Source organism: Variovorax sp. P4_B10 (assembly GCF_056402375.1).
The window spans coordinates 100,782-123,522 of the sequence record NZ_JBFUHN010000007.1 but is presented as its reverse complement, the minus strand read 5'-3'; the positions used below and the strand labels follow the sequence as shown (position 1 = coordinate 123,522).

General features: G+C 66.9%; 27 protein-coding genes. 8 read left to right on the top strand and 19 right to left on the bottom strand.

The annotated features are described in order from the left end of the window. Positions 1-60: 60 nt before the first annotated feature. Positions 61-1,365, bottom strand: coding sequence for a lysophospholipid transporter LplT (gene lplT / locus AC1DXX_RS05960; RefSeq protein ID WP_478133248.1), 1,305 nt, complete (start codon positions 1,363-1,365; stop codon positions 61-63). A gap of 170 nt (positions 1,366-1,535) precedes the next feature. Between lplT and alr the strand changes: the two genes are divergently transcribed. After that, positions 1,536-2,639 (top strand): alanine racemase, encoded by a 1,104-nt coding sequence (alr, locus tag AC1DXX_RS05955; protein WP_478133247.1) that lies wholly within the window; start codon positions 1,536-1,538, stop codon positions 2,637-2,639. Beyond that, positions 2,636-3,364: a hypothetical protein gene (locus AC1DXX_RS05950; protein WP_478133246.1), complete on the top strand. Its 729-nt coding sequence runs from the start codon at positions 2,636-2,638 to the stop codon at positions 3,362-3,364. The genes alr and AC1DXX_RS05950 overlap by 4 nt, the downstream gene beginning before the upstream one ends. On the opposite strand, the gene AC1DXX_RS05945 is transcribed toward AC1DXX_RS05950, so the two are convergent. Further along, on the bottom strand, positions 3,318-4,259 hold the full coding sequence (locus AC1DXX_RS05945; protein WP_478133245.1) for a LysR family transcriptional regulator: 942 nt from the start codon (positions 4,257-4,259) through the stop codon (positions 3,318-3,320). The genes AC1DXX_RS05950 and AC1DXX_RS05945 overlap by 47 nt on opposite strands. Positions 4,260-4,366: 107 nt before the next feature. Here AC1DXX_RS05945 and AC1DXX_RS05940 point away from each other — a divergent pair, with 107 nt between their 5' ends. Beyond that, a complete protein-coding gene (locus AC1DXX_RS05940; protein WP_478133244.1) occupies positions 4,367-4,999 on the top strand; it encodes an FMN-dependent NADH-azoreductase in 633 nt (210 codons plus the stop codon). Positions 5,000-5,101: 102 nt separating this feature from the next. Then, on the top strand, positions 5,102-5,743 hold the full coding sequence (locus AC1DXX_RS05935; protein ID WP_478133243.1) for a hypothetical protein: 642 nt from the start codon (positions 5,102-5,104) through the stop codon (positions 5,741-5,743). A gap of 33 nt (positions 5,744-5,776) precedes the next feature. Here the strand turns inward: AC1DXX_RS05935 and AC1DXX_RS05930 are convergent, their stop codons facing one another. The 15 genes from AC1DXX_RS05930 to hpaR form a co-directional block, all read right to left on the bottom strand. Next, entirely contained in the window at positions 5,777-6,754 is a 978-nt protein-coding gene (locus AC1DXX_RS05930; RefSeq protein WP_478133242.1) for a 2-dehydropantoate 2-reductase, read from the bottom strand. Between the two features lie 12 nt (positions 6,755-6,766). Next, complete coding sequence (locus AC1DXX_RS05925; protein ID WP_478133241.1) at positions 6,767-7,561, bottom strand: class II aldolase/adducin family protein; 795 nt, start codon at positions 7,559-7,561, stop codon at positions 6,767-6,769. An 18-nt stretch (positions 7,562-7,579) separates the two neighbouring features. Continuing rightward, the gene (locus AC1DXX_RS05920; RefSeq protein ID WP_478133240.1) at positions 7,580-8,569 is read right to left on the bottom strand and encodes a Bug family tripartite tricarboxylate transporter substrate binding protein; all 990 of its coding nucleotides are present in this window, start codon (positions 8,567-8,569) and stop codon (positions 7,580-7,582) included. Between the two features lie 127 nt (positions 8,570-8,696). Then, on the bottom strand, positions 8,697-9,167 hold the full coding sequence (locus AC1DXX_RS05915; RefSeq protein WP_478133239.1) for a nuclear transport factor 2 family protein: 471 nt from the start codon (positions 9,165-9,167) through the stop codon (positions 8,697-8,699). Positions 9,168-9,192: 25 nt separating this feature from the next. Then, positions 9,193-10,014: a 4-hydroxy-2-oxoheptanedioate aldolase gene (hpaI, locus tag AC1DXX_RS05910; RefSeq protein WP_478133238.1), complete on the bottom strand. Its 822-nt coding sequence runs from the start codon at positions 10,012-10,014 to the stop codon at positions 9,193-9,195. Positions 10,015-10,027: 13 nt separating this feature from the next. Then, positions 10,028-10,831, bottom strand: a complete 804-nt coding sequence (hpaH, locus tag AC1DXX_RS05905) for a 2-oxo-hept-4-ene-1,7-dioate hydratase (RefSeq protein WP_478133237.1) — start codon at positions 10,829-10,831, stop codon at positions 10,028-10,030. Between the two features lie 12 nt (positions 10,832-10,843). Then, positions 10,844-11,251: a 5-carboxymethyl-2-hydroxymuconate isomerase gene (locus AC1DXX_RS05900; RefSeq protein ID WP_478133236.1), complete on the bottom strand. Its 408-nt coding sequence runs from the start codon at positions 11,249-11,251 to the stop codon at positions 10,844-10,846. Between the two features lie 19 nt (positions 11,252-11,270). Then, complete coding sequence (locus AC1DXX_RS05895) at positions 11,271-12,098, bottom strand: DODA-type extradiol aromatic ring-opening family dioxygenase (protein WP_478133235.1); 828 nt, start codon at positions 12,096-12,098, stop codon at positions 11,271-11,273. Continuing rightward, a complete protein-coding gene (locus AC1DXX_RS05890) occupies positions 12,095-12,430 on the bottom strand; it encodes an aromatic ring-opening dioxygenase subunit LigA (RefSeq protein ID WP_478133234.1) in 336 nt (111 codons plus the stop codon). The genes AC1DXX_RS05895 and AC1DXX_RS05890 overlap by 4 nt, the downstream gene beginning before the upstream one ends. Positions 12,431-12,433: 3 nt before the next feature. Then, entirely contained in the window at positions 12,434-13,417 is a 984-nt protein-coding gene (locus AC1DXX_RS05885; RefSeq protein WP_478133233.1) for a tripartite tricarboxylate transporter substrate binding protein, read from the bottom strand. Further along, positions 13,414-14,880, bottom strand: a complete 1,467-nt coding sequence (hpaE, locus tag AC1DXX_RS05880; protein WP_478133232.1) for a 5-carboxymethyl-2-hydroxymuconate semialdehyde dehydrogenase — start codon at positions 14,878-14,880, stop codon at positions 13,414-13,416. The genes AC1DXX_RS05885 and hpaE overlap by 4 nt, the downstream gene beginning before the upstream one ends. 18 nt (positions 14,881-14,898) lie before the next feature. Further along, the gene (locus tag AC1DXX_RS05875; RefSeq protein ID WP_478133231.1) at positions 14,899-15,891 is read right to left on the bottom strand and encodes a Bug family tripartite tricarboxylate transporter substrate binding protein; all 993 of its coding nucleotides are present in this window, start codon (positions 15,889-15,891) and stop codon (positions 14,899-14,901) included. A 55-nt stretch (positions 15,892-15,946) separates the two neighbouring features. Then, complete coding sequence (locus tag AC1DXX_RS05870; RefSeq protein WP_478133230.1) at positions 15,947-16,717, bottom strand: fumarylacetoacetate hydrolase family protein; 771 nt, start codon at positions 16,715-16,717, stop codon at positions 15,947-15,949. Continuing rightward, a complete protein-coding gene (locus AC1DXX_RS05865; protein WP_478133229.1) occupies positions 16,714-17,364 on the bottom strand; it encodes a fumarylacetoacetate hydrolase family protein in 651 nt (216 codons plus the stop codon). Before AC1DXX_RS05865 ends, AC1DXX_RS05870 begins: the two co-directional genes overlap by 4 nt. After that, on the bottom strand, positions 17,361-17,795 hold the full coding sequence (gene hpaR, locus AC1DXX_RS05860) for a homoprotocatechuate degradation operon regulator HpaR (protein ID WP_478133228.1): 435 nt from the start codon (positions 17,793-17,795) through the stop codon (positions 17,361-17,363). Before hpaR ends, AC1DXX_RS05865 begins: the two co-directional genes overlap by 4 nt. Before the next feature lie 99 nt (positions 17,796-17,894). Here hpaR and radA point away from each other — a divergent pair, with 99 nt between their 5' ends. Beyond that, a complete protein-coding gene (radA, locus tag AC1DXX_RS05855) occupies positions 17,895-19,283 on the top strand; it encodes a DNA repair protein RadA (protein WP_478133227.1) in 1,389 nt (462 codons plus the stop codon). A 50-nt stretch (positions 19,284-19,333) separates the two neighbouring features. Here the strand turns inward: radA and AC1DXX_RS05850 are convergent, their stop codons facing one another. Then, positions 19,334-19,789, bottom strand: coding sequence for a hypothetical protein (locus AC1DXX_RS05850; protein ID WP_478133226.1), 456 nt, complete (start codon positions 19,787-19,789; stop codon positions 19,334-19,336). 195 nt (positions 19,790-19,984) lie between these two features. Between AC1DXX_RS05850 and AC1DXX_RS05845 the strand changes: the two genes are divergently transcribed. Further along, positions 19,985-20,413 (top strand): glycerate kinase, encoded by a 429-nt coding sequence (locus AC1DXX_RS05845; RefSeq protein WP_478133225.1) that lies wholly within the window; start codon positions 19,985-19,987, stop codon positions 20,411-20,413. Positions 20,414-20,434: 21 nt separating this feature from the next. On the opposite strand, the gene AC1DXX_RS05840 is transcribed toward AC1DXX_RS05845, so the two are convergent. Beyond that, a complete protein-coding gene (locus AC1DXX_RS05840) occupies positions 20,435-21,442 on the bottom strand; it encodes a recombination-associated protein RdgC (protein WP_478133224.1) in 1,008 nt (335 codons plus the stop codon). A 131-nt stretch (positions 21,443-21,573) separates the two neighbouring features. On the opposite strand from AC1DXX_RS05840, the gene AC1DXX_RS05835 reads away from it, so the two are divergent. Both AC1DXX_RS05835 and AC1DXX_RS05830 read left to right on the top strand, forming a co-directional pair. Further along, entirely contained in the window at positions 21,574-22,524 is a 951-nt protein-coding gene (locus AC1DXX_RS05835; protein WP_478133223.1) for a branched-chain amino acid transaminase, read from the top strand. Positions 22,525-22,529: 5 nt separating this feature from the next. After that, positions 22,530-22,739 (top strand): zinc-finger domain-containing protein, encoded by a 210-nt coding sequence (locus AC1DXX_RS05830; RefSeq protein WP_478133222.1) that lies wholly within the window; start codon positions 22,530-22,532, stop codon positions 22,737-22,739. The last annotated feature ends 2 nt before the right edge of the window (positions 22,740-22,741 follow it).

The window sequence follows — 22,741 nt, the reverse complement described above, 5'->3', positions numbered from 1 at the left end:
GGCAAAGCCGGTTCCGCGGTGTTCTGCGATTCGGCGCGACGGCTTGCAGCGCGAGGGCGACTAATGATGCTTGTCGCTGCGGGCGATGGCGAGGAGGTGGTCGACCTCTTCGGGGTATTGCTTGAGGTTGTTCTCATGCCAGCGCTTGATGAGCCACATGCAGCCCGCCACCACAAGACCGAAGGCGCTGATCGCACCATAGGCCGACAGGCCCAGCCCGGTGCAGACGCTGTAGAAGCCGCCTAGCAGCAGGATGCAGGCCTGCTCGTTGAAGTTCTGCACCGCGATGGAACGGCCCGCGCCCATCAGGTTGTGGCCGCGGTGCTGCAGCAGCGCATTCATCGGCACCACCAGGAAGCCGCCCAGGCCGCCCAGGATGATCAGGAACGGCACCGCCAGCCAGACGTTGCCGATGAAGTTCATGCAGATCACCATCAGCCCCATCGCGATGCCCATCGGGATCACGCGGGTGGCCATGTCCAGGCGCATGCGCATCGAGGCCACGATCGCGCCCACGGCCGTGCCGATGGTCACCACGCCGGTGAGCGCCGAGGCCTGCGTCGTGTTGTAGCCCAAGGCCAGCGAAGCCCAGGCCAGCACGATGTACTTCAGGTTGCCGCCCGCGCCCCAGAAGAGCGTGGTGGTGGCCAGCGAGATCTGGCCGAGGCGGTCGCGCCACAGGCGTGCATTGCAATGCCAGAAGTCGGGCAGCAGCGCGACGATGTTGCGCGCCAGGCCATGCTCCGGGTTGGAGCGCAAGGGGCGCATCTCGACGCCGGTGTGCGGGATGCGGGTGTTGAACCAGGCCGCCAGCATGTAGACGAAGATCAGCACCGAGATCGCGGCCTCGGCCGGCGAATCGATGCCCGTGTCGATGAACGGAAGATCGAAGGCCAGCAGCTTGGTGGAGATCGCATGGCCCACCAGCGTGCCGCCGAGCACGATGCCCAGCAGGATGGAGGCAATCGTCAGCCCTTCGATCCAGCCGTTGGCCTTGACCAGCTGGGAGGCCGGCAGCAGCTCGGTCAGGATGCCGTACTTGGCCGGCGAGTAGGCCGCCGCGCCCAGCCCCACGATCGAATACGACAGCAGCGGGTGAGAGCCGAACAGCATCATCAGGCAGCCGACCACCTTGATTGCGTTGCTGATGAACATCACCTTGCCCTTGGGCAGCGCATCCGCGAAGGCGCCCACCAGCGGCGCCAGCACCACATAGAAGACCGCGAAGATCGGCACCAGGGCCGCGCGTTGCCATTCGGGCGCGCCCGAACTTCGCATGAGATCGACGGCAACAACGAAAAGCGCTTGGTCGGCCAGCGACGAAAAGAACTGGGCCGACATGATCGTGTAGAAACCGCGCTTCATCGATGGGCTGGCTGGCCAGAGGGTCTGCTGGCGGTAGTGAAAAAGTGTCGCGCTGTGAGCGAATGGGCGGTTATAGCATGGGGGTACGACACCGAAATAGGCATTCCCACCGGAATCGACCCCATTCCCGGAAATGCTAAAACGTGGTCTGCGTTTCCTCAAAGCCCCCCATGCCGCGTCCCATTCTCGCCACCGTTCACACCGCCGCACTCCGCCACAACCTCGACAGGGCCCGCCGTTCGGCCCTGGAAGCCCGTGTCTGGGCGGTGGTCAAGGCCAATGCCTATGGCCATGGCATCGAGCGGGTCTATGAGGGCCTGCGCGGCGCCGACGGTTTTGCCCTGCTCGACCTGGCCGAGGCCGAGCGCGTGCGCGCCCTGGGCTGGCGCGGCCCGGTTCTGCTGCTCGAAGGCGTGTTCGACGCGCGCGACCTGGAGCTGTGCTCGCGGCTCGACCTCTGGCACACCGTGCACTGCGACGAGCAGATCGACATGCTCGCGGCCCACAAGACCCTCAAGCCGCAGCGCGTGTTCCTGAAGATGAATTCAGGCATGAACCGCCTCGGCTTCACGCCCGAGCGCTTCGGCTCGGCCTGGACGCGCCTCAACGCGCTGACGCAGGTCGACGAAATTTCGCTGATGACGCATTTCAGCGACGCCGACGGCGCCCGCGGCATCGCCCACCAGCTCGAAGCGTTCGAGCGCGTCACCCGCGACCTGCCGGGCGAGCGCTCCATCGCCAACAGCGCCGCCACCCTGCGCCACCCCGACCAGACGCGCGGCGACTGGGTGCGCCCCGGCATCCTGCTGTACGGCAGCGCGCCCGATTTTCCGGTGCACGACACGGCGCACTGGCAGCTGCAGCCCACGATGACCCTGTCGACCCGGCTGCTCTCGGTGCAGACGCTGAAGGCCGGCGACACCATCGGCTACGGCTCCAATTTCACGGCCGAGGGGCCGCTCACCATCGGCGTGGCCGCAGTCGGCTATGCCGACGGCTATCCGCGCCACTGCAACACCGGCACGCCGGTGCTGGTGAACGGCGTGCGCACCCGCATGGTGGGCCGCGTGAGCATGGACATGATCACCGTCGACCTCACGCCGGTGCCCGATGCGAAGTTCGGCACCGAGGTCACGCTCTGGGGTCGCTCCGCCATGACGGGCGCGGTGCTGCCCATCGACGAGGTCGCGCAGGCCGCGGGCACCGTCGGCTACGAACTCATGTGCGCCGTGTCGCAACGCGTGCCTTTCGCCCCCGCCGACGAACAGCAATGAAGGTTCTTTCCAATTGGCGTTCGATGCGCCTTTGGGAAACGCAGATCGAGCGCGACCTGCACCGCAACCACAGCCTGCGTACGCATGGCATCCTGATCGGCACCTTCATGCTGCTGCTGATGTGGGGCGTGTCGGCGCTGCAGATGCACCTGTTGCATGTGGACTCGCTGGCGGTGCGCTACTTCCTCACGCTGGGCGTGGGCTACCTCGGCTACCTGCTGGTGCTGCGCTGGTGGGCCCGGCGGCTGGTCGAGAGCGGGGTTGGCGTCAACCTCGATGTGAGCGGCGACTGCGTGGTCGATGCCGCCGACCTTGCATTGGATGTCGCCGGCAGCGTGAGTGACGCCGGCGCCGCCGACGTGGCCGGCGGCGCGCTGGAGCTGGCGGCCGGCGCCGATGAGGGCGCGATCGTCGTCGTGCCGGTGGTCGCCATTTTCCTGATCTGCGTGGCAGTGCTGTTCGGCGCCGGCTCGCTCGTGCTGCTTTATTTCGGCTGGGATGCGCTGCTGGCCGTGGCCATCGAAGTGGCATTCTCGTACGTCTCGGCCCGCGCCGCGGTGCGCGTGGCGCGCGAAGGCTGGCTGATGGCGGCCGTGCGGCTCACCTGGAAGCCGCTGCTCGGCGCGATCGTCTGCGCCGTGATCCTCGGCGCCGTGCTCGACCGCTTCATGCCGCAGGTCAATTCGTTGCCCGAGGCGGTGCGGGTCTTGTTGAAGAAGCACTGAGCTTCTTCTCGCGCGGCTCCTGCATCCCGGACGCTGCCGCACCCCGCCACCGGTAGCAGGCCTCTCGGATCAGCTGGACCAGTTCGCGCTGTGGCTCGGTCGCCCTGCTCTCGACGAACCGGATCGCGAAATGCGCGGGTGGCAGTTCCGGCAGGAAGCTGCCCGCCGGGATGGGACGCAGCTCCGGCGGCATGTTCGACGGGGTCAACACCGTCACGGCCAGGCCGGCGCATGCCGCCTCCACCACCGCACGGGCGCTGTGCGCGGTCAGCACGACCTGCCAGTTCGCTCCGTGGCGCGACAGCGAGGCCAACGCGGCCTCGCGGTAGGGGCAGGGCTCCGACAGGAACGCGAAGGGCACGGGCAGGTCCGGGTCGAGCAGCGACTTCGCTGCGTAGGCCCACACCATGGGCTCGATCCACAGTGTCTCGCCCTGCAGCTGCGCATCGCAGAACGCGCCCACCACGAGGTCCAGCGATCCGAGTTCGACCTGCCGGGCCAGCGTGGTGCTGATGTCGCCGGTGACCTCCACATGGATGTCCGGCCGCGTCTGCCGGAACTCCGCGAGTGCGGCGTAGAGCCATCCGCCCGCGAAACCTTCGGAGCAACCCAGCCGGATCGTCGTCGCGGGTTTGCGCGAAGCACTCATCTTCAGCACCGCCTGTTCCTGCAGCTGAAGGATGCTGCGCGCGTAGCTCAGCAGGATGCTGCCCTTGCGGGTGAGCGCCAGCGAGCGCGTCGTGCGTTCGAAGACGCGGCAGCCCGCCTGCTCCTCGAGCCGCTTGACCTGGGCGCTGACGGCCGACTGCGTGAGGTGCAGCACCTCCGACGCCCGGGTGACGCTGCCGTGGTCGGCCACGGCGATGAAGGTGCGCAGGAGAATCGAGTCCAGCATGGGTTTCAGTGCCGATGTTTCTGAATGGGTGGAGATTATGTTGATTGTCTTGTGAGTCCGTGCGGCTTAGCCTGCAGACCCGTCAACATCCAAGGCATCTGCCCGCCATGAAGGAACTTCTCTACATCGAGGCCTCGCCGCGCAAGTCGCGCTCCGCCAGCATCGAGGTCGCCCGCGCGTTCGTCGATGCGGCCGAAACGCATCACCCGGGTTACAGGCTCACCGTGCTCGATCTCTGGAGCACGCCGCTGCCCGATCTCTCGCAGGACATGATGGACGCCAAGTACGCGGGCATCCAGGGCATCGAGCGAACGTCCGCGCAAAGACAGGCGTGGAGCGAGATCGAACGACTGGCCGCGCCGTTCCATGCGGCCGACCACATCCTGCTGGCCGTGCCCCTGTGGAACTTCGGCATCCCCTACCGGCTGAAGCAACTCATCGACCTGGTGACGCACAAGGACGTGCTCTTCCGCTTCGATGCCAGCGGAATGTCGGGCATGCTGACCACGCCCAAGGCCACGGTCGTGTGCGCGCGCGGGCTGGACTATCCGCTGGGCGACGGCGGATCGGCCCACGCGATGGATTTCCAGAAGCCCTACATCGAGACCTGGCTGCGCTTCATCGGCGTGAAGCAGGTCGACACGGTCGTGGTCGAGAAGACGCTGATGGGTGAGGAGGTGGACACCGCCTCGCGCGAAGCGGCACGGCACGAGGCCGTCGCGCTCGCACGCGCAGCCTGACGGGCGGGCTTCTGTTTCGCTTTCGGCGGCCCACGGCCGGGCGGTGGTATGGTCCGGGCGCCTGCCGAATCTCCGGCCGGAAAAGCAAACCGGAAAGCCCCTGTGAAGTTGTCCTCCGCCGTGCTCGCGTTGCTCCTTTCGGCCGTGCTTCCTGCGTCCGCGCAGGCGCAGGCCGGTCCGACGGTTCCTCCCGCCGAAACGGTGGAAGGAATGTCCCAGGCCGAGTGGTCGCGCGCCTGGTGGCAATGGGCGGCCTCGTTCGAGCACGGCAGCAGCCCCGTCGCCGATCGGACGGGCGCCTTGTGCGGGAGCCGGCAAGGCGGCAAGGTCTGGTTCCTGGCGGGCACCTACGGCACGCGGCGGACCGTCAGAACCTGCACGGTCCCTCGCGGAAAGTACCTGTTCTTTCCGCTGATCAACTACGTGGTCATGCCGGGCCCTTCGATGCCCGTCAACTGCGGGAGCGCGACCAGGGATGTAGCGCGCATGACGGACAGCGTCTCTGCGCTGGTCCTCGAGATCGACGGTTTCCGGGTGCCCGGCCTTCCGTCGTACCGTCAGGCCACGAAGGCGTGCTTCGACCTGGGGGAGCGGAGCGAACCCAGGGCGCGCGTGTTTCCGTCGGCGGCGAATGGGTACTACGTGATGGTTCGCCCGTTGAAACCCGGCAAGCACACGCTCGAGTTCGGTGGCGCACTGCCGGGCATGCTGCAGGCCGTGACCTACACGCTGATCGTGGAGTGAGTTGTCGGCCGAGCGGGCCCGCTTCGGCTGCGCTCAGTACAACCCGAGCTGCCGCGTCCTCAACCGCGCCAGCCCCAGCAGCGCGTCGGTGAACGGCGTGGCCACCGCCGTCAGCTCGCCCAGCTCGCGCACCACGGTCACCAGCGCATCCAGCTCCACCGACCGCCCGGCCTCCACGTCCTGCAGCATCGAGGTCTTGAACGCGCCGAGCTTGCGCGTCACCGCATGCCGGTCTTCGGGGCTCTGCGTGATCTCGATGCCGATGCGCCGGCCGATCTCCTTGGCTTCGAGCATCACGGCGGAGATGAACCCGCGCACATAGTCGTCGTCCATGATCAGGTCGGTGGTCGCACCGGTCAGCGCGCTGATCGGGTTCACCGTCATGTTGCCCCACAGCTTGAACCACACGTCCTTCTGGATCTGCGGCGACAGCGTGGTGTCGAGGCCCGTGCGGTTCAGCAGATCGACCAGTTTCTGCACGCGCGGCGTGGCATCGCCCGAAGGCTCGCCCACGATCAGCCCGTTGCCGAAGTGATGCCGAACCACGCCTGGCCCGTCGAGCGAGCAGCTCGCATGCACCACGCAGCCGATCACGTTGTGCGCCGGAATGGCTTTTGCAATGGCACCCTCGGGGTCGACCGCGGCAAGCCGGTGCCCCGCGATCTCGCCGCCGAAGCCGCCTTCGAGAAACCACCACGGCACGCCGTTCATCGCGACCAGCACGAGGGTGTCGCGCCCGATCAGCGGCCCGATGCGTTCGGCCACGCCGGCCAGCGCGGGCGCCTTCACGGCGATCACGACCAGGTCCTGCACGCCGAGCGCTTCCGGGTCGGCCACCGCGTTGACGGGCACGCGCGTGCGCACCTCGCCGCGCATCAGAGAGAGGCCGTCGCGCTGCAGCGCTTCGAGCGTGGCGCCGCGCGCCACCACATTGAGCCGTTCGCCGGCCTGCGCGAGGCCGACGCCGATCCATCCGCCGATCGCGCCGGCGCCGTAAATACAGATCTTCATGGAAAGGTCGCCTCAGTTTCTGTAGCTCGGGTCGATGCGGTCCACTTGGCGAACCAAGGCATTGAACACGTCCTGCCCCGCACCATGCTCCGGGCTGAACTGCAGCGCATCGCGCGTGCAGCGCTGCGCGATCTCCTCGCTCACCGGAATGGCCGCGCCCATCGAGAAGGTCGCCATCTGGATCTCGCAGGCGCGCTGCAGGGTCCACAGGATCGCAAAGGTCTGCGGCAGCGTCTGCCCCCAGGCCAGCAGGCCGTGGTTGCGCAGGATCACCGCGTTGCGGTCGCCGATGCTCCTGAGCAGGCGCGGGCCTTCGTCGGCATGGATGGTGATGCCCTCGAAGTCGTGGTACGCCACCATGCCGTGCAGCTGGGCGGTATAGAAATTGGTCTGCTGCAGGCCGACCTGCAGGCAGGCCACGGCCACGCCGGCCGTGGTGTGCGTGTGCATCACGCAGTGTGCACCGGGCAGGCCGTCGTGGATGGCCGCGTGCACCGTGAAGCCGGCCGGGTTCACCGGGTACGGCGACCCGTCGAGCACCTTGCCGTGCAGGTCGATCTTCACGAGGTTGCTGGCAGTGACCTCGCTGTAGTGCAGGCCGAAGGGGTTGATGAGGAACTGCTTCTCGCCGCCGGTCACGCTGTCGGGCAGCCGCACCGTGATGTGGTTGTAGATCATCTCGACCCAGCCCAGCATCGCGAAGACGCGATAGCAGGCCGCGAGCTCTTCGCGCGCGGCGCGCTCGTCGGGATGGATCGAGGGGTGCACCAGCGCCGAGGGCACCGGGGTGGCGAGTGGGATGTTCATTGCAGTTCCTTCATGTGTTTAACCCTCCGCCGTGAAGCCGACTTCTTTCACGATCGGCGCCCACTTGGCGGTGTCTTTCTTGAGCAGTTCGGTCAGCTCTGCAGGCGTGGAAGACATGGCCTCCAGCCCGAAGGTGCCGAGACCATCGATCACGTCCTTCTGCGCGAGCGCGTTCTTCATCGCGGTGTTCAGCCGCGCGACCAGCTCGGGCGATGCCTTGGCCGGCAGGAAGAAGGCGAACCATTCGCTGTGCGCCATGTTCTTGATGCCTTGCTCGCCGAAGGTCGGCACATCGGGCGCGAAGCGGTTGCGCTTGGCGCCCGACACGCCGAGGATGCGCACCTTGCCCGATTGCAGATGCTGCGTGATGTCGCCGATGGGGCCCGACACGGCCGAGATGTTGCTGCCCAGCAGGTCGAGCATGGCCGGCTGCGTGCCGCGGTAGGCGGCGTGCTTGAGGTCGACGCCGGCCTGCATGCCCAGCAGCGCACCGATGAAGTGCGGCGTGGAGCCCGCGGCCGGCGAGCCGTAGTTGGCGCCGGCCGGGTTGGTCTTGGCCCAGGCGAGGAACTCGGGCACGGTCTTCACGCTGAGCGGCACGGCCGGGCCGACGGCAAAACCGAAGTCGAAGATGCAGGCGAGGCTGACGGGGGTGATGTCCACCATCGGGTCGTACGGCAGTTTCTTGTAGATGTGCGGGTAGATCGTGAGGATCGAAGTCGGCGTCTGCAGGATGGTGCTGCCGTCGGCCGGGCGGCCCTTCACGTAGCTCACCGCGATCTGGCCGCCTGCGCCGGTGCGGTTCTCGACCACGGCGGCCTTGGCGTACTCGGGGCTGAGCTTCTGCGCGATGCGGCGGCAGGTGGTGTCCGAGGTGCCGCCGGCCGCGAAGCCGGTGACGATGGTCGCGGTCTCGATGCCGGCCTGCGCATGGGCCTGCTGGCCGATGCTCGCGAGCAACGCCGAGGCGCCGGTGGTCTGAAGGATCTGGCGGCGTGTGAAGCTCATGATGGGTCTCTCTCCGGATGGTGGTTCGTGAGCGCGTATTTTTCCAGCAAGCTTCGGGGCGGGACCCCCGCGTTTACCTCACGTTGGGGGAGCCGCGACGCAATTTCTTCGACCGGGAGGGCCATCGTCAAAACATCCCGTTCTTGTTGGCTGCGGTTTCGGGCACGGGTTGCACCACGTCCCAGTGCTCGACGATCTTCCCGTTCTCGAGCTTGAAGATGTCCACGATGGCGCTGCCGCGCGTGCCCGGCTCGCGCACCGAGTTCACATGCAGGATCACGTAGTCGCCGTCGACGAAGGAGCGCTTGATGTCGTTGCGCGACTTCGGAAACTTCTCGCGCAGGAAGGCGATGAACTTGCGGAAGCCCTCGGGGCCGTCGGCTGCCGTGGGGTTGTGCTGCACGTAGCGATTGCCCACGTACTGCAGTGCGGCGTCGGCGTCCTTCTGGTTGAGGCCCTTCTCGTAGAAGGCGAGCACGGTCTGGCGGTTGGCTTCCTGCTGGGCCTGCGTCAGCGGGCTGCCGCCCGGCTGCGCGCAGGCTGCGAGGAGCAGGGTGGCTGTCGCGGCCACGGCGGCCAGGGTCATGCGTTTCATCATCTGGGGCTCCCGGTGTGAAAAGGCTTCAGTAGCCGTTCGGCGTCACGGCGCCTGCGGCGTTCTTGTATTTCGCCGCCAGCTGCTTCGCCGCAGCCGTGAGCACGATGGTGTCGACGCCCACGGCCACGAACAGCGCGCCGGCCGCGAGCCACTTGCGCGCCTGCTCCTCGGTGGTCGAGAGAATGCCCGGCGCCTTGCCAGCCTTCCGGATGCGCGCGATCGCGTCGGCGATCACGGCCTGTACTTCCGGATGGTTGGGTTGGCCCACGAAGCCCATCGATGCCGACAGGTCGGCCGGCCCGACGAACACGCCGTCCACGCCCGGCGTGGCTGCGATGGCGTCGAGGTTCTTCATCGCCTCCACCGTCTCGGCCTGCACCAGCAGGCAGGTCTGCGCGTTGGCTTCATGCAGGTAGTTCGGGTAGGCCTGCCAGCGCGAGGCGCGCGCCAGGGCGCTGCCCATGCCGCGGATGCCCTCGGGCGGATAGCGCATGCCCTGCACCAGCCGCGCGGCCTGTTCGGCCGTGTCGACCATGGGCACCAGCAGCGTCTGCGCACCGATGTCGAGGTACTGCTTGATCAGCGTGATGTCGCCCGTCGGGATGCGCACGACCGGGTGCGAGCGCTCCGATTCCGGCTGCGCCGACCAGGCGCTCGAAATGCCCTGCAGCTGCGCGAGCACCGAGCGCACGTCGTTGGGCGCGTGCTCGCCGTCGACCAGCAGCCAGTCGTAGCCGGTGCCGGCCAGGATTTCGGCCACGTAGCCGTCGGCCAGGCCGACCCAGAGGCCGATCTTGGGCTGGCCGGCCTGCATGGCCTGCTTGAAGGTGTTGATGGGTGTTTGCATGAAAGGTCTTTCTTCAGACGAAGCGGAACGAGATGGCGCCCAGGGGGCCGTAGTCGGCGTGGAAGGTGTCGCCCGGCACGGCGGTGGTGGGGCGCGTGAACGAACCTCCGAGCACCACTTCGCCGGCCTCGAGGTATTCGTCCCACGGCGCGAGCTTGTTCGCAAGCCAAGCCACGCCGGTGGCCGGGTGGTTGAGCACGGCCGCGGCCACGCCCGACTCCTCGATCACGCCGTTCTTGTAGAGCAACGCGCTCACCCAGCGCAGATCGACCGCGTCGGGCTTCACCGGCCGGCCGCCCATCACGATGCCGGCGTTGGCCGCGTTGTCGGCGATGGTGTCGAACACCTTGCGCGGCGCCTTGGTGTGGCGGTCGAACTGCTCGATGCGCGCATCGATGATCTCGATGGCGGGCACCACGTAATCGGTGGCGGCCAGCACGTCGAAGATGGTCACGTTCGGGCCCTGCAGCTTCTTGCCGAGGATGAAGGCCAGCTCGACTTCGATGCGCGGCGCGATGAAGCGCGTGAAAGGGATGTCGCCGCCCTGCTCGAAGAACATGTCGTCGAGCAGCGTGCCGTAGTCGGGCTCGTCGATCTGGCTGGACTGCTGCATCGCGCGCGAGGTGAGGCCGATCTTGTGGCCTTTCACGACGCGGCCTTCGGCGATCTTGTTCTTCACCCATTCGCGCGAGATGGCGTAGCCGTCCTCGATGGTCATCTCCGGAAAGCGCTTGGAGAAGTGTTCGACCTGCAGGCGCGACTTTTCGCTTTCGTGCAGCTCGGCGGCCAGTTGGGCGATGGTGGCTGTGGACAGCATGGGTGTCGCTTCTTATGACTTGTTGAACAGGGGATGCAGGTTGCTGTGCTTGCCGTCGTAGACCTGCCCAGGGCTTTCGTCGATCTGCAACGTGATGCCGATGTGGCGCTTCGAGAAGATGGGCTCGAAATGCGCGCGCACCTCCGCCAGAAGTTCGTCGCCGGCCTTTTTTTTCACGGCCTCGGAGCGTCCCGCGGCCATGCGGACATTGAGGTACACGAAGGCGTAGTCGGCCTTGCCGTCGGCCACCGCGCAGTGCGCGGCGGGATAGGCCAGCACGCGCGTGCCGCCGATGGGGAACACCGGTTTGTCGGCCTCGTCGCGCTGCCTCAGCATGGTGTCGGCCAATGTGCGGCAGAGCGCCGACATGTCGGTCTCGGCTTCGATGTTGGGTGTGTAGAGGATCACCAGGTGCGGCATCGCGGGGCTCCGTTGTTCTTCATTCCACCGACATGACGGCGGCCGTGCAGGTCACCGCGAAGATCGGAATGGCCTTCATGTGAAAGATCTCGCCCTTGCCGCGCGCGGCCGCGGCCACGCTCAGGAAGGTGCGGATCTCGAAGCCGCCCTGGCCCGCTTCGCGGTAGGTGGCCTCGTCGTTGTAGTCGGCCTGCGAGAGCAGGGCCTCGCGGTCGTTGGCGCACCAGCGGCGCATGAACTCGGTGTCCCACTCGGCATTGACCTTGCCCGAATCGGGCGTGGCTGGCCAGTGCGAGATGCCGCCGGTGCCGACCAGCGCGATGCGCTCGGGCGCCTTGTCGCAGGCGCGGCGCAGCGCCTCGCCGAAAGCCCAGGCGCGGTGCAGCGGCGTGAGCGGCGGGCCCTGGCAGTTGATGTTGACGGGAATGATCTTGACGTCGAACTTCGGCGTGAGGAAGTGCAGCGGCACCATGATGCCGTGGTCGAACTTCCATTCTTCCGCGTAGGCCACGTCCACCGTCTGCATCACTTCGCGGATCAGCCGCTGCGAGAGCGCGGCATCGCCGGGCACCTTCGTCTTCTCGATGCCGAGCCACTTCGGGTCCTCGATCGGGCCTTCGTAGCTGTCGGCCATGCCGATCGCATAGGCCGGCATGTTGTTCATGAAGAAGTTCGCGAAATGCTCGGCCGCGATGACGATCACCGCGTCGGGCTTCGTTGCGCGCATGGCCTCGCCGAAGCGATGGAACTGCGCGTGGAATTCGTCCTTCACGGCCGGGTCGGCGAGGTGCGCTCGGCCGGTGATGCCTGGAGCGTGGCTGCATACGCCTGCGAATACGAGACTCATACGCCTGCCACCTTTTCGTCTGTGCCTGTTGTCATTGCGTAGATGCCTGCGCGCACCGGGCCGTACTTGCGCACGCCCTCGCGCATGGCTTCGAGGTAGTCGGCCCATGCAATGCCCAGCAGCGGTGCGAAGTGCATCAGCAGCTGGCCATTGCAACCCAGCACGTAGAGCTTGCCGATGTCGCCGGTGCTGATGGCTTCGCGTTCTTCGTCGTTGAGGTCGTAGTCGGCGAGCAGCATTGCACGCGTGTCGCCGCCTTCGGCATAGCGGCGCTGCACCTCGGCCTCGCGGTTGAGCGCAAACAGGAACTTCTGCATCGCATAGAGGCTCATCGTTCAGCCTTCCATCTGGATGTTGGCTTTGCGGATCACGTCGCCGTACTTCACGATTTCGCTCTGGATGAAAGCCGCAAAACGCTCGGGCGTGTCCGACTGCGACGCGATGCCACCTTTGCGGAAGACCTCGGTCACGGCAGGACCCGCGAGCGCGCGGTTCACCTCGTCGTTCATGCGCAGCACGATGGCATCGGGCGCGCCGGCGGGCGCCAGCAGGCCATTCCACGAATTGGACTCGATGGCCACACCCTGTTCGGCCAGTGTGGGTATGGCGGGCGCGTACTGCGAGCGCTGCGCGGTTGCCATGCCCAGCGCCACCAGCTTGCCGCTCTGGATGTGGCCGCGGAACTCGGGCCAGTTGCCGAACATCATCGTCACCTGGCCGCCGAGCAGGTCGGTGAGCGCGGGCCCCTGCCCCTTGTAGGGCACGTGCACGATGTCGAGGCCCATCTGCAGCTTGAGCATTTCACCCGACAGGTGCGCCGACGTGCCGTTGCCGAAGGAGGCGAAGCTCAGCGAGCCCGGCTTGGCCTTGGCCAGGTTGCGCAGGTCGGCCAGCGTCTTCAGGCCGCTGTTCGGATGCGTGGCGAGCACATGCTCCGACATGCCCATGAGCGCGACCGGGCGCAGGTCTTTCTGCGTGTCGTAGGGCAGCTTGCGGACCAGCGTCTGGTTGGCCGTGAAGCTGTTGGCCACGCAGACGAAGGTGTAGCCGTCGGGGGCCGACTTGGCGACCGAATCGACGCCGATCACCGTGCCTGCACCGGGCTTGTTCTCGACGATCACGGCCTGCTCCAGCGTCTTGCCGAGTTCCACGGCCACGAGCCGCGCGACGAAGTCGGTGGTGCCGCCGGGCGTGAAGGGCACGACGATGCGCACCGGCTTGTTGGGCCAGTCACCGCGCGCATGCGCGAGAGGCGCGATCGACGGCAGCGCCGCGAATGCGGCCACGCCCTGCAGCAGCGCGCGGCGGCCTGCGTTCACGCCACGCCCCAGTGCGGAATGTGATGCGAGCCCAGCGACACCGCGATGTTCTTCGGTTCACAGAACACTTCGTAGCTCCACGTGCCGCCTTCGCGCCCTGTACCCGAGGCCTTGGTGCCGCCGAAGGGCTGGCGCAGGTCGCGCACATTCTGGCTGTTGACGAAGCACATGCCGGCCTCGACGGCCGCGGCCACGCGATGCGCCTTGCCGATGTTCTCGGTCCACACGTAGCTGCTCAGGCCGTATTGAATGTCGTTGGCAAGGCGGATCGCATCGGCCTCGTCCTTGAAAGGGATCAGGCAGGCGACCGGTCCGAAGATCTCGTCCTGCGCGATCTTCATGCGGTTGTCGACGTCGGCGAACACCGTCGGCATGACGTAGTTGCCTTTCTTCACGCGCTCCGGCAGGTTGCTCGGCGCATCGAGACCGCCGCACAGCAGCGTCGCCCCTTCCTTCGGACCGAGCTCGATGTAGCTGCGCACCTTGGCCAGGTGCGCCTGCGAAATCATCGGGCCGACGATGGTCTTCTCGTCGAGCGGGTCGCCCACCGTGATGCGCTTCGCGCGCTCGGCGAACTTCGCGGCGAAGTCGGCGTAGATCGATTGCTGCACCAGGATGCGCGAACCGGCCGTGCAGCGCTCGCCGTTGTTGCTGAAGATCATGAACACGGCCGCGTCGAGCGCGCGGTCGAGGTCGGCGTCCTCGAAGATCACGAACGGGCTCTTGCCTCCCAGCTCCATGCTGAACTTCTTGAGGCCCGCGCTCTTCACGATGCGGTTGCCCGTGGCGGTGGAGCCGGTGAACGAAATGGCGCGCACGTCGGGGTGCGCCACCAGCGGCTCGCCGGTTTCCTTGCCGTAGCCGTGCACGAGGTTCAGCACGCCGGGCGGAATGCCGGCTTCGAGCGCGAGTTCGCCCAGGCGCGCGGCGGTGAGCGGCGAGAGTTCGCTCATCTTCAGTACCGCGGTGTTGCCGAAGGCGAGGCAGGGCGCGACCTTCCAGGTGGCCGTCATGAAGGGCACGTTCCACGGGCTGATCAGCGCGCACACGCCCACCGGGTGGAACAGCGTGTAGTTCAGGTGCGTGGGCGTGGGGTAGGTGTAGCCGTCCACGCGCGTGCACATCTCGGCGAAATAGTAGAAGTTGTCGGCCGCGCGCGGAATCAGCTGCTTGCCGGTCTGCGCGATGACTTGGCCGCAGTCGTTGGTCTCGGTCTGCGCGATCTCGGGCACGTGCCGGGCGATCAGGTCGCCGAGCTTGCGGATCAGCTTCGCGCGTTCGGGCGCGGGCAGGCCAGCCCACTTCGGAAAGGCTTCCTTGGCGGCGGCCACGGCGGCGTTCACTTCGGCTTCGCCGCCCGAGGCCACTTCGGCCAGCACTTCCTGCGTGGCGGGATTGACGGTCTCGAAGTAGTCCTTGCCCGTGACGGACTTGCCATCGATGAGGTGGTTGATCTGTTGCATGGAAAGTGTCCGGTTCAATCAATCGAGCTTGATGTCGCGTGCCTTGATCAAGGCATGCCATTTCTTGCGCTCCGCGTCGGTGTAGCGCGTCATTTCGGTGGCGTCGGCGGGGCGTGCTTCCCAGCCGGCGTCGTAGAGCTTCTGGCGCACGCCGGCATCGCCCATGGCCTTCTGCAGCTCGGTGCCGAGCCTGGCCTGCACTTCCTTGGGCGTGGCCGCGGGTGTCACGAGGCCTTGCCAGGTGTAGGCCTCGACATTGGCGTAGCCCAGCTCCTTGGCGGTGGGCACGTTGGGCAGTTGCGGAATGCGCTCGGCCGACATCGCGAGCAGCGGCACGACCTTGCCGGCCTTGACCGCGCTCACGCCGCTGGGCAGGTCGAGCATCATCAGCGGCACCTGTCCGCCCATCAGGTCCTGCAGCGCCGGCGCGCCGCCCTTGTAGGGCACATGCAGCATCGACACGCCGGCTTCGCGCTGGAACAGCTCCATCGCCAGGTGGTGCGGGCTGCCGGTGCCGGGCGTCGCGATGCTGTACTTGCCGGGCGAGGCCTTCAGCGCAGCGATGAGCGCCTTGGCATCGGCCAGGCCGGCATTGGGGGCGGCCGTGATGACGAGCGGCGAGCGGCCCATCATGCCGACGAGCGCGAAGTCTTTCTCGGCGTCGTAGGGCAGTTTCTTGTAGAGCGCGGGGTTGTAGACCAGCACGCCGTTGTCGGCCGAGAACACCGTGTAGCCGTCGCCCGGCGAGCGCGCGACGTTCTCCGACGCGATGATCGCGCCCGCGCCGGGGCGGTTGTCGACGATCACGGGCTGGCCCACCTGCTGCGACACCTGCGCGCCGACCGTGCGCGCGAGGAAGTCGGTGCCGCCGCCGGCCGGGTAGCCCACCACCCAGCGCACGGGCTTGGCGGGGAACGCCGTTGTCTGCGCCGGCGCATCGAGCGCGAACAGCGAGGCGCTCAATGCCACGAGGGCGGCTGCGAGTTCGAGGGTCTTCTTTCTGGCGTTCATGGCGTTTGTCTCCGCAGATTCTTGTGTGACGGGAAAGGGTGGCGCGGCGCCGGTTTCAGGCCGCGTCGATGGTGTTGACCAGCGCGCCGATGTGCTCGATCTCGGTGACGACCACGTCGCCCGGCTTGCAATCGACCACGCCGTCGGGCGTGCCCGTGAGGATCAGGTCGCCCGGCGACAGCGTCATGAAGCGGCTGAAGTACGCGATGAGGAAGGGCGCGTCGAAGATCATGTCGCGCGTGTTGCCCTGCTGCGTGACGGTGCCGTTGACCGTGGTGCGCAGCGCGAGCGCCATGGGGTTGGGCACGTCGGCCGCGTCGACGAACCACGGCCCCAGCGGCGTGCAGGTGTCGCGGTTCTTCACGCGCAGGTTGGGGCGGTACCAGTTCTCGAGGTAGTCGCGGATCGCGTAGTCGTTGGCGACCGTGTAGCCGCCGATGAAGTCGCAGGCGTCGTCGCGCTTCACGTTGCGGGCGGTCTTGCCGACCACGATGGCGAGTTCGCACTCGTAGTGCATGAACTGCACGCCGGCCGGCCGGTGTGTGAACTGGCGGTGGCCGATCAGCGTGCTCTGGCCCTTGACGAACACCAGCGGCTCTTCGGGCGCCTTGAACTCGAGTTCCTTGGCGTGGTCGGCGTAGTTGAGGCCGAGCGCGAGGATGGTGCGCGGGCGCGCGGTGGGCGCCAGCGGCGGCAGCCAGACGAGCTGGTCCTGCGGCACGACGCGGCCGTCTTCCAGGCGCACGGCGGCGTCGGGCTGGCCGTTGAATTCGTGGCTGGTGCCGGCGTGTTCGCGGCCTTTGTAGATGACGCGTGCGTGCTTCATGCGGCCTCCTCCTCTTGCGGCACCAGCGTGTTGGCCAGTGTCTCGAATCCGGGGGCGGAGATCTCGATGCGGTCGCCTGCGCGCGCCAGCGGCCGGCCTGCGTCGCAGCCCAGCATCAGCACGTCGCCATGCGCGAGCGTCATGAAATCGCCGACGTCGGCGAGCAGCTGCTGCGCCGGTCGCACGAGCTGCGAGAAGTCGATCGATTGCCTGAGTTCGCCGTTGATGCGCACCTCGACGCGGAAGTTCGCGGGGTCGGCCACCTCCTGCGCGTCGCGCAGCACCGGGCCGATGCCGAGGAAGCCGTCGACGCACTTGAACTTCACCGGCGGCCGGAAGAAGCTCGCATGCGGAATCGACAGGTCGTTCATCAGCACGAAGCCTTCGACGTCGCCCTCGGCGCCGATGACCATGCCGATGCTGGCGCCGATTTCCACCTCGGGCACCTGCGCGGGCACCGCGATGGCGCTGCCGTGCGGGCTCCAGGTGTTGGCGGTCTTGACGTAGAGCACCGGCGCCTTCGGCGGTGCCTTGTAGGGCGGCTGCGTCATCTGCGGCGCGAGCGCCTCGAACTCGGCGCGGAAGTTCAGCAGCGTGCCGTACACGGTGCCGGTCGGAAGGTAGTGCGCGGTGCTGCTGCTGCTCATGAGGGCTGCTCCAGTGCGATCAGTTCGTCGAGCAGCCCGTAGAGCTGCGCGAGCTTGGCCTTGCCGAGCGACTTTTCCATCCACTCGTAGTGGGCCTCGATGCTGGTCCCCAGGCGCCTCACCAGCTTCATGCCGTGCGGCGTGGCCTCGACCACGGTGCGGCGCTGGTCCGCGGGGTCGCGGCTGCGGGTGATGAGGTTGTCGCGCTCCATGCGCGCGAGCACGCCGGTGAGGCTGGGGCCGAGGATGAAGGCCTCGCGCGCGACGCGGCCGGTGTCGACCGCACCGTGCTCGCCGAGCACGCGCAGCACGCGCCATTGCTGGTCGGACAGCGCGTGCTCGCGCAGGCTGGGCCGCGTGTGGGCCATCACGGCTTCGCGGGCCTGCAGCAGCAGGCGCGGCAAATTGCGGTGCGTGAAGGTGGTGCTCAAAAGCTGTGCCTCTCGAAATTACTTAACATGTTAAATGATTCATCGTTTCTTTCCTAGCCGCTGGACATCAGGGTTTGTGCGGACACCTAAACTCGTCCCATGGCCAAGGACAAAACACTCTTCGTCTGCAGCGAATGCGGCGGCACCAGCCCCAAGTGGCTCGGCAAATGCCCGAGCTGCGGCGCCTGGAACACACTGATCGAGCAGGTGGCGGGCAGCAACGGCCCGGCCAACAACCGCTTCGGCACGCAGTTCTCGCCGCTGGCGGGCGTCTCCGAACTCGCCACGCTGTCCGAGATCGAGGCCACCGACATTGCGCGCACCCCCACCGGGCTCGACGAGCTCGATCGCGTGCTGGGTGGCGGCATCGTGTCGGGCGGCGTCACGTTGATCGGCGGCGACCCGGGCATCGGCAAGTCGACGCTGCTGCTGCAGGCGGTCGATGCGCTGCAGCGCGCCGGACAGAACGCGCTCTACGTCACCGGCGAGGAAAGCGGCGCGCAGGTCGCGCTGCGCTCGAAGCGACTCGGGCTCGATCACTCGCAGGTGCAGGTGCTGGCCGAGATCCAGCTCGAGAAGATCATCGCCACGCTCGACGCCACGCGGCCCGCGATCGCGGTGATCGACTCGATCCAGACGGTGTACTCCGACCAGCTCACGTCCGCGCCGGGCTCGGTGGCCCAGGTGCGCGAATGCGCGGCCCACCTCACGCGCTTTGCCAAGACCAGCGGCACGGCCGTGGTGCTGGTGGGCCACGTCACGAAGGAGGGCGCGCTCGCGGGCCCGCGCGTGCTAGAGCACATGGTCGACACGGTGCTGTATTTCGAGGGCGACACGCATTCGAGCTTTCGCCTCGTGCGTGCGATCAAGAACCGCTTCGGCGCGGTCAACGAGATCGGCGTGTTCGCGATGACCGAGCGCGGCCTGAAGGGCGTGACCAATCCGAGCGCGATCTTCCTGAGCCAGCATCCCGAGCCGGTGCCCGGCAGCGTGGTGCTGGTCACGCTCGAAGGCACGCGGCCGATGCTGGTGGAAATCCAGGCGCTGGTCGACAACGGCGGGCCGAGCCCGCGCCGCCTGTCGGTGGGCCTGGACCGCGACCGCCTTGCGATGCTGCTCGCGGTGCTGCACCGCCATGCGGGCGTGGCCTGCATGGACCAGGACGTGTTCGTCAACGCGGTGGGCGGCGTGCGCATCAGCGAGCCTGCAGCCGACCTGGCCGTGATGCTGGCCATCACCTCGAGCCTGCGCGGCAAGCCGCTGCCCAAGGGCTTCATCGCCTTCGGTGAAGTCGGCCTGGCCGGTGAAGTGCGCCCCGCGCCGCGCGGGCAGGAGCGCCTGCGCGAAGCGGCCAAGCTGGGTTTCAGCGTGGCCGTCGTGCCCAAGGCGAATGCGCCGCGCAAAGGCACGAAAGAGATCGAAGGTCTGACGATCCATGYCGTCGAACGCATCGAAGAGGCGATGGACGTGGTCCGCCGCCTCGATTGATCTTGGAAAAAAAATGCCCGGCGCGCCAGTGACGCGCCGGGCCACCCTCCCTATCCCCCGATGTGCATCGTGAACGCCGGCCCGCTGTTGAGCACGCATTGGCCGCTGCCCAACGTGGCCGAGTTCATCGTGTACTGGCAACTCAGGTTGCCGCCGCGATTGCCGCTGGCGTTTGCCACACCGGCATTTCGCGAGCCGGCAACCCGGGTCGCCTCTCCCTGAAACTGCTCCCCGCCGATCTGCGCGTTGAAATGACCGCGTCCGTTCATGTCGTTGGTCACCGTGCCTGCAACGGTTCCGTAGCGCGCCGCTTCGGCGTTCGACGGATACAGCCGCGCATTGAAGCTCTGCGCCACCGGACCCGGCGCGACGGCGTAAGCCTGCGAGGGCGGCGCCGCGGGTGCGGGTTGTCCGAGCGGCACCACGTAGCAACCGCTGAGGACGGTGGACGTGAGCGCGGCGGCGAGGGTGAGACGAATGAAGGTGACAGGACGCGGAATGTTCATACGCTTTTCAGTGGCCCGGGTTGATGCCCGTGAGATGAAATGTGCCGCTTCGTGCCACCGCGCCGTGTGCTTTTCGCGGTGAGTACCGTTTTTCGCGCCCGGCGGTAGCCACGGCCGATACAGCAGAATCGCGCCTCGATCGATATGTGAACTTTCGAATGATGCCGGCGGGGCGAGGGTCGGCAGGCGGCGACAATGCGCGCCATGAATTTCCAGAAATTTCTGGTGCCCGTGGGTGCCATCGTCCTCCTTGGCCTTGCGTGGCGCAGCTACGGCTGGGCCGGCGTCGCACTGACCGGCGGGGCCATCGTGATGTTCCTGCTGCTGCACTTCAACCGCGCCATGCAGGTGCTCAAGCGGGCCGCCGACCGGCCGGTGGGCTATGTCGCCAGCGCGGTGATGCTCAACGCCAAGCTCAAGCAGGGCGTGACGCTGATGCACGTCATCGCGATGACGCGCGCACTCGGCGAGCTGCATTCGCCCAAGGACGAGCAGCCCGAGCTGTACCGCTGGACCGACACGGGTGGCTCGTATGTCGATGCGGTGTTCAACGGCGGCAAGCTGCAGAGCTGGGCGCTGACGCGGCCCGAGGCACCGCCCGAAGAAGAAACGCCGGCGAGCTGATCACGCTGCGCCTGAGCGCCTTCAGAACGGCGCGTCTTCTTCCTCGACGGCGTCGGCCGGCGTCGAGGTGGTGGGTGCGGTGGCAGGTGCTGCCGCCGGCTTCGGCGTTTCGTCCGGCGGGGCCGCCGAGAATGCCGCTTCGCCGCCCAGCGCGTCGAGCAGCGCCGGCACCAGCTGGCCCAGTTCGCCCGTGGCAATCGCCACGTCGGCGTCGAAGTTGTCTTCCTTCTTGCCACCCGCTGCGCCATCGCCCGTGCCTTCGAGGAACACGATCTTGCGGATCAGCATGCCATGCGTCAGTTCGAAGGAGACGCGGTCGTCCCAGGTCAGCGCCAGGCGCGTCGGGCGCTTGCCGTCGGTGATGTGCTTCTGCACTTCCTCGATGTCGAGCGGGTGCTTGGCGTAGCGCACCACGGCCTTCGAATCGTCCGAGGCCTTGAGCTCGCATTCGCGGTCGATGGTGAAGCCGGCCGGCGGCTCCTGCGTCAGGAGCCAGTTGGCCATGGCGGCGGCCGGTTCGATCTGCGTGTTGATCAGCGCCACGGCGAAGCCGTCGAGCGATTTCACGAGGCTGGTGACCACTTCGTCGGCGCGCGCGGCGTTGCCGCAGTTGATCACGAGGCGGTTTTCGGCCTTGTCGATCCAGACCGTCACGCGCGCGCTGCGGGTGAAGGCCATCGGCAGCAGCTCGAGGGTGATGTCCTCCTTGAGCTCCTTCTTTTCCTTCTTGCCGGGCTTGCGGCCGGTGGTGGCCTCGATCTGCGCGCAGCGCTCGTCGAGCTTGCGGCGCACCACGGAGCCGGGAACCGTCTTGCTCTCGATCATGTATTCGACGAGCCACTGGCCGTCGATGGATTCGACCAGCGGGCCGTTGGCTTCGCCGCGGGGCTCGGCCCAGCCGGCGGACTTTTCCTGCGAGGGGCCGCATGGCTCGAAGCGGTGCTTGCCGAGCCCTTCTTCTGCCTCGGTCAATGTTTGGGACCAGGCAGGTTCGATGCGATAGACGATGACGTTCTTGAATACGGACACGGAAACCCTTTTTCCACTGGTTTGGACAACCGGCCATTGTCGGGCACCCTGTTCCGGCCGCCACCGTAAAATCGCAAGCTTTTGCGACTTCCCCCCGTCGCACCCCACACCGCTCCCAAAGGAATCAGGAAATGAGCTCGATCCCCCCCTCGCTGGACGACCGTGACGGCAAGATCTGGATGGACGGCGAACTCGTGGACTGGCGCGACGCCAAGATCCACGTGCTGAGCCACACGCTGCACTACGGTTGCGGCGCCTTCGAGGGCGTGCGCGCCTACAAGACGGCCGAGGGCACCGCGATCTTCCGCCTGGCCGAGCACACCGAGCGGCTCTTCAACAGCGCCAAGATCCTGCGCATGAAGATCCCCTTCACGCCCGAACAGCTCAACGAAGCCCAGAAACAGGTCGTGCGCGAGAACAAGCTCGAAAGCTGCTACCTGCGCCCGCTGATCTGGATCGGCTCCGAAAAGCTCGGCGTGAGCCCCAAGGGCAACAAGATCCACGCCATGGTCGCGGCCTGGTCCTGGGGCGCCTACCTTGGTGAAGAGGGCATGCGGCGCGGCATCCGCGTGAAGACCTCGAGCTACACCCGCCACCACGTCAACATCACGATGACGCAGGCCAAGTCGGTGAGCAACTACACGAACTCCATCCTCGCCAACATGGAAGCGTTGGACGACGGCTACGACGAAGCGCTGCTGCTCGACGCGAGCGGTTTCGTTTCCGAAGGCGCGGGCGAGAACATCTTCGTGGTCAAGGGCGGCGTGGTCTACACGCCCGACCTGTCGGCCGGTGCGCTCAACGGCATCACGCGCAACACGATCCTGCACATCTGCAAGGACCTCGGTATCGAACTCGTGCAGAAGCGCATCACGCGCGACGAGGTCTACATTTCCGACGAGGCCTTCTTCACCGGCACGGCGGCCGAAGTGACGCCCATCCGCGAACTCGACCGCATCGAGATCGGCAACCGCGGCGATGGCGGCTCGCGCGGCCCGATCACCGAGAAGATCCAGGCAGCGTTCTTCGACATCGTGAACGGCAAGAACCCCAAATACGCCCACTGGCTCACGAAAGTCTGAATCCCATGTCTACCAACGCAGTCGTCGAACTCCTGGCCAAGGATCTCAACCACCAGGGCGGCGTGTTCTGCCCCAGCCCCAAGGCGGACATGCAGCTCTGGGACAACCACCCCAAGGTCTACCTGGACGTAGCGCGCACCGGCGAAGCCAAGTGCCCGTACTGCGGCACGGTGTACCGGCTGAAGGCCGGTGAAACCGTGTCGGCGCGGCATTGAGC

Coding starts and splice junctions, on each gene's coding strand:
- lplT (WP_478133248.1), bottom strand. CDS start 1,365: ATGAAGCGCGGTTTCTACACGATCATGTCGGCCCAGTTCTTTTCGTCG.
- alr (WP_478133247.1), top strand. CDS start 1,536: ATGCCGCGTCCCATTCTCGCCACCGTTCACACCGCCGCACTCCGCCAC.
- AC1DXX_RS05950 (WP_478133246.1), top strand. CDS start 2,636: ATGAAGGTTCTTTCCAATTGGCGTTCGATGCGCCTTTGGGAAACGCAG.
- AC1DXX_RS05945 (WP_478133245.1), bottom strand. CDS start 4,259: ATGCTGGACTCGATTCTCCTGCGCACCTTCATCGCCGTGGCCGACCAC.
- AC1DXX_RS05940 (WP_478133244.1), top strand. CDS start 4,367: ATGAAGGAACTTCTCTACATCGAGGCCTCGCCGCGCAAGTCGCGCTCC.
- AC1DXX_RS05930 (WP_478133242.1), bottom strand. CDS start 6,754: ATGAAGATCTGTATTTACGGCGCCGGCGCGATCGGCGGATGGATCGGC.
- AC1DXX_RS05925 (WP_478133241.1), bottom strand. CDS start 7,561: ATGAACATCCCACTCGCCACCCCGGTGCCCTCGGCGCTGGTGCACCCC.
- AC1DXX_RS05920 (WP_478133240.1), bottom strand. CDS start 8,569: ATGAGCTTCACACGCCGCCAGATCCTTCAGACCACCGGCGCCTCGGCG.
- AC1DXX_RS05915 (WP_478133239.1), bottom strand. CDS start 9,167: ATGATGAAACGCATGACCCTGGCCGCCGTGGCCGCGACAGCCACCCTG.
- hpaI (WP_478133238.1), bottom strand. CDS start 10,014: ATGCAAACACCCATCAACACCTTCAAGCAGGCCATGCAGGCCGGCCAG.
- hpaH (WP_478133237.1), bottom strand. CDS start 10,831: ATGCTGTCCACAGCCACCATCGCCCAACTGGCCGCCGAGCTGCACGAA.
- AC1DXX_RS05900 (WP_478133236.1), bottom strand. CDS start 11,251: ATGCCGCACCTGGTGATCCTCTACACACCCAACATCGAAGCCGAGACC.
- AC1DXX_RS05895 (WP_478133235.1), bottom strand. CDS start 12,098: ATGAGTCTCGTATTCGCAGGCGTATGCAGCCACGCTCCAGGCATCACC.
- AC1DXX_RS05890 (WP_478133234.1), bottom strand. CDS start 12,430: ATGAGCCTCTATGCGATGCAGAAGTTCCTGTTTGCGCTCAACCGCGAG.
- hpaE (WP_478133232.1), bottom strand. CDS start 14,880: ATGCAACAGATCAACCACCTCATCGATGGCAAGTCCGTCACGGGCAAG.
- AC1DXX_RS05875 (WP_478133231.1), bottom strand. CDS start 15,891: ATGAACGCCAGAAAGAAGACCCTCGAACTCGCAGCCGCCCTCGTGGCA.
- AC1DXX_RS05870 (WP_478133230.1), bottom strand. CDS start 16,717: ATGAAGCACGCACGCGTCATCTACAAAGGCCGCGAACACGCCGGCACC.
- AC1DXX_RS05865 (WP_478133229.1), bottom strand. CDS start 17,364: ATGAGCAGCAGCAGCACCGCGCACTACCTTCCGACCGGCACCGTGTAC.
- AC1DXX_RS05850 (WP_478133226.1), bottom strand. CDS start 19,789: ATGAACATTCCGCGTCCTGTCACCTTCATTCGTCTCACCCTCGCCGCC.
- AC1DXX_RS05845 (WP_478133225.1), top strand. CDS start 19,985: ATGCGCGCCATGAATTTCCAGAAATTTCTGGTGCCCGTGGGTGCCATC.
- AC1DXX_RS05835 (WP_478133223.1), top strand. CDS start 21,574: ATGAGCTCGATCCCCCCCTCGCTGGACGACCGTGACGGCAAGATCTGG.
- AC1DXX_RS05830 (WP_478133222.1), top strand. CDS start 22,530: ATGTCTACCAACGCAGTCGTCGAACTCCTGGCCAAGGATCTCAACCAC.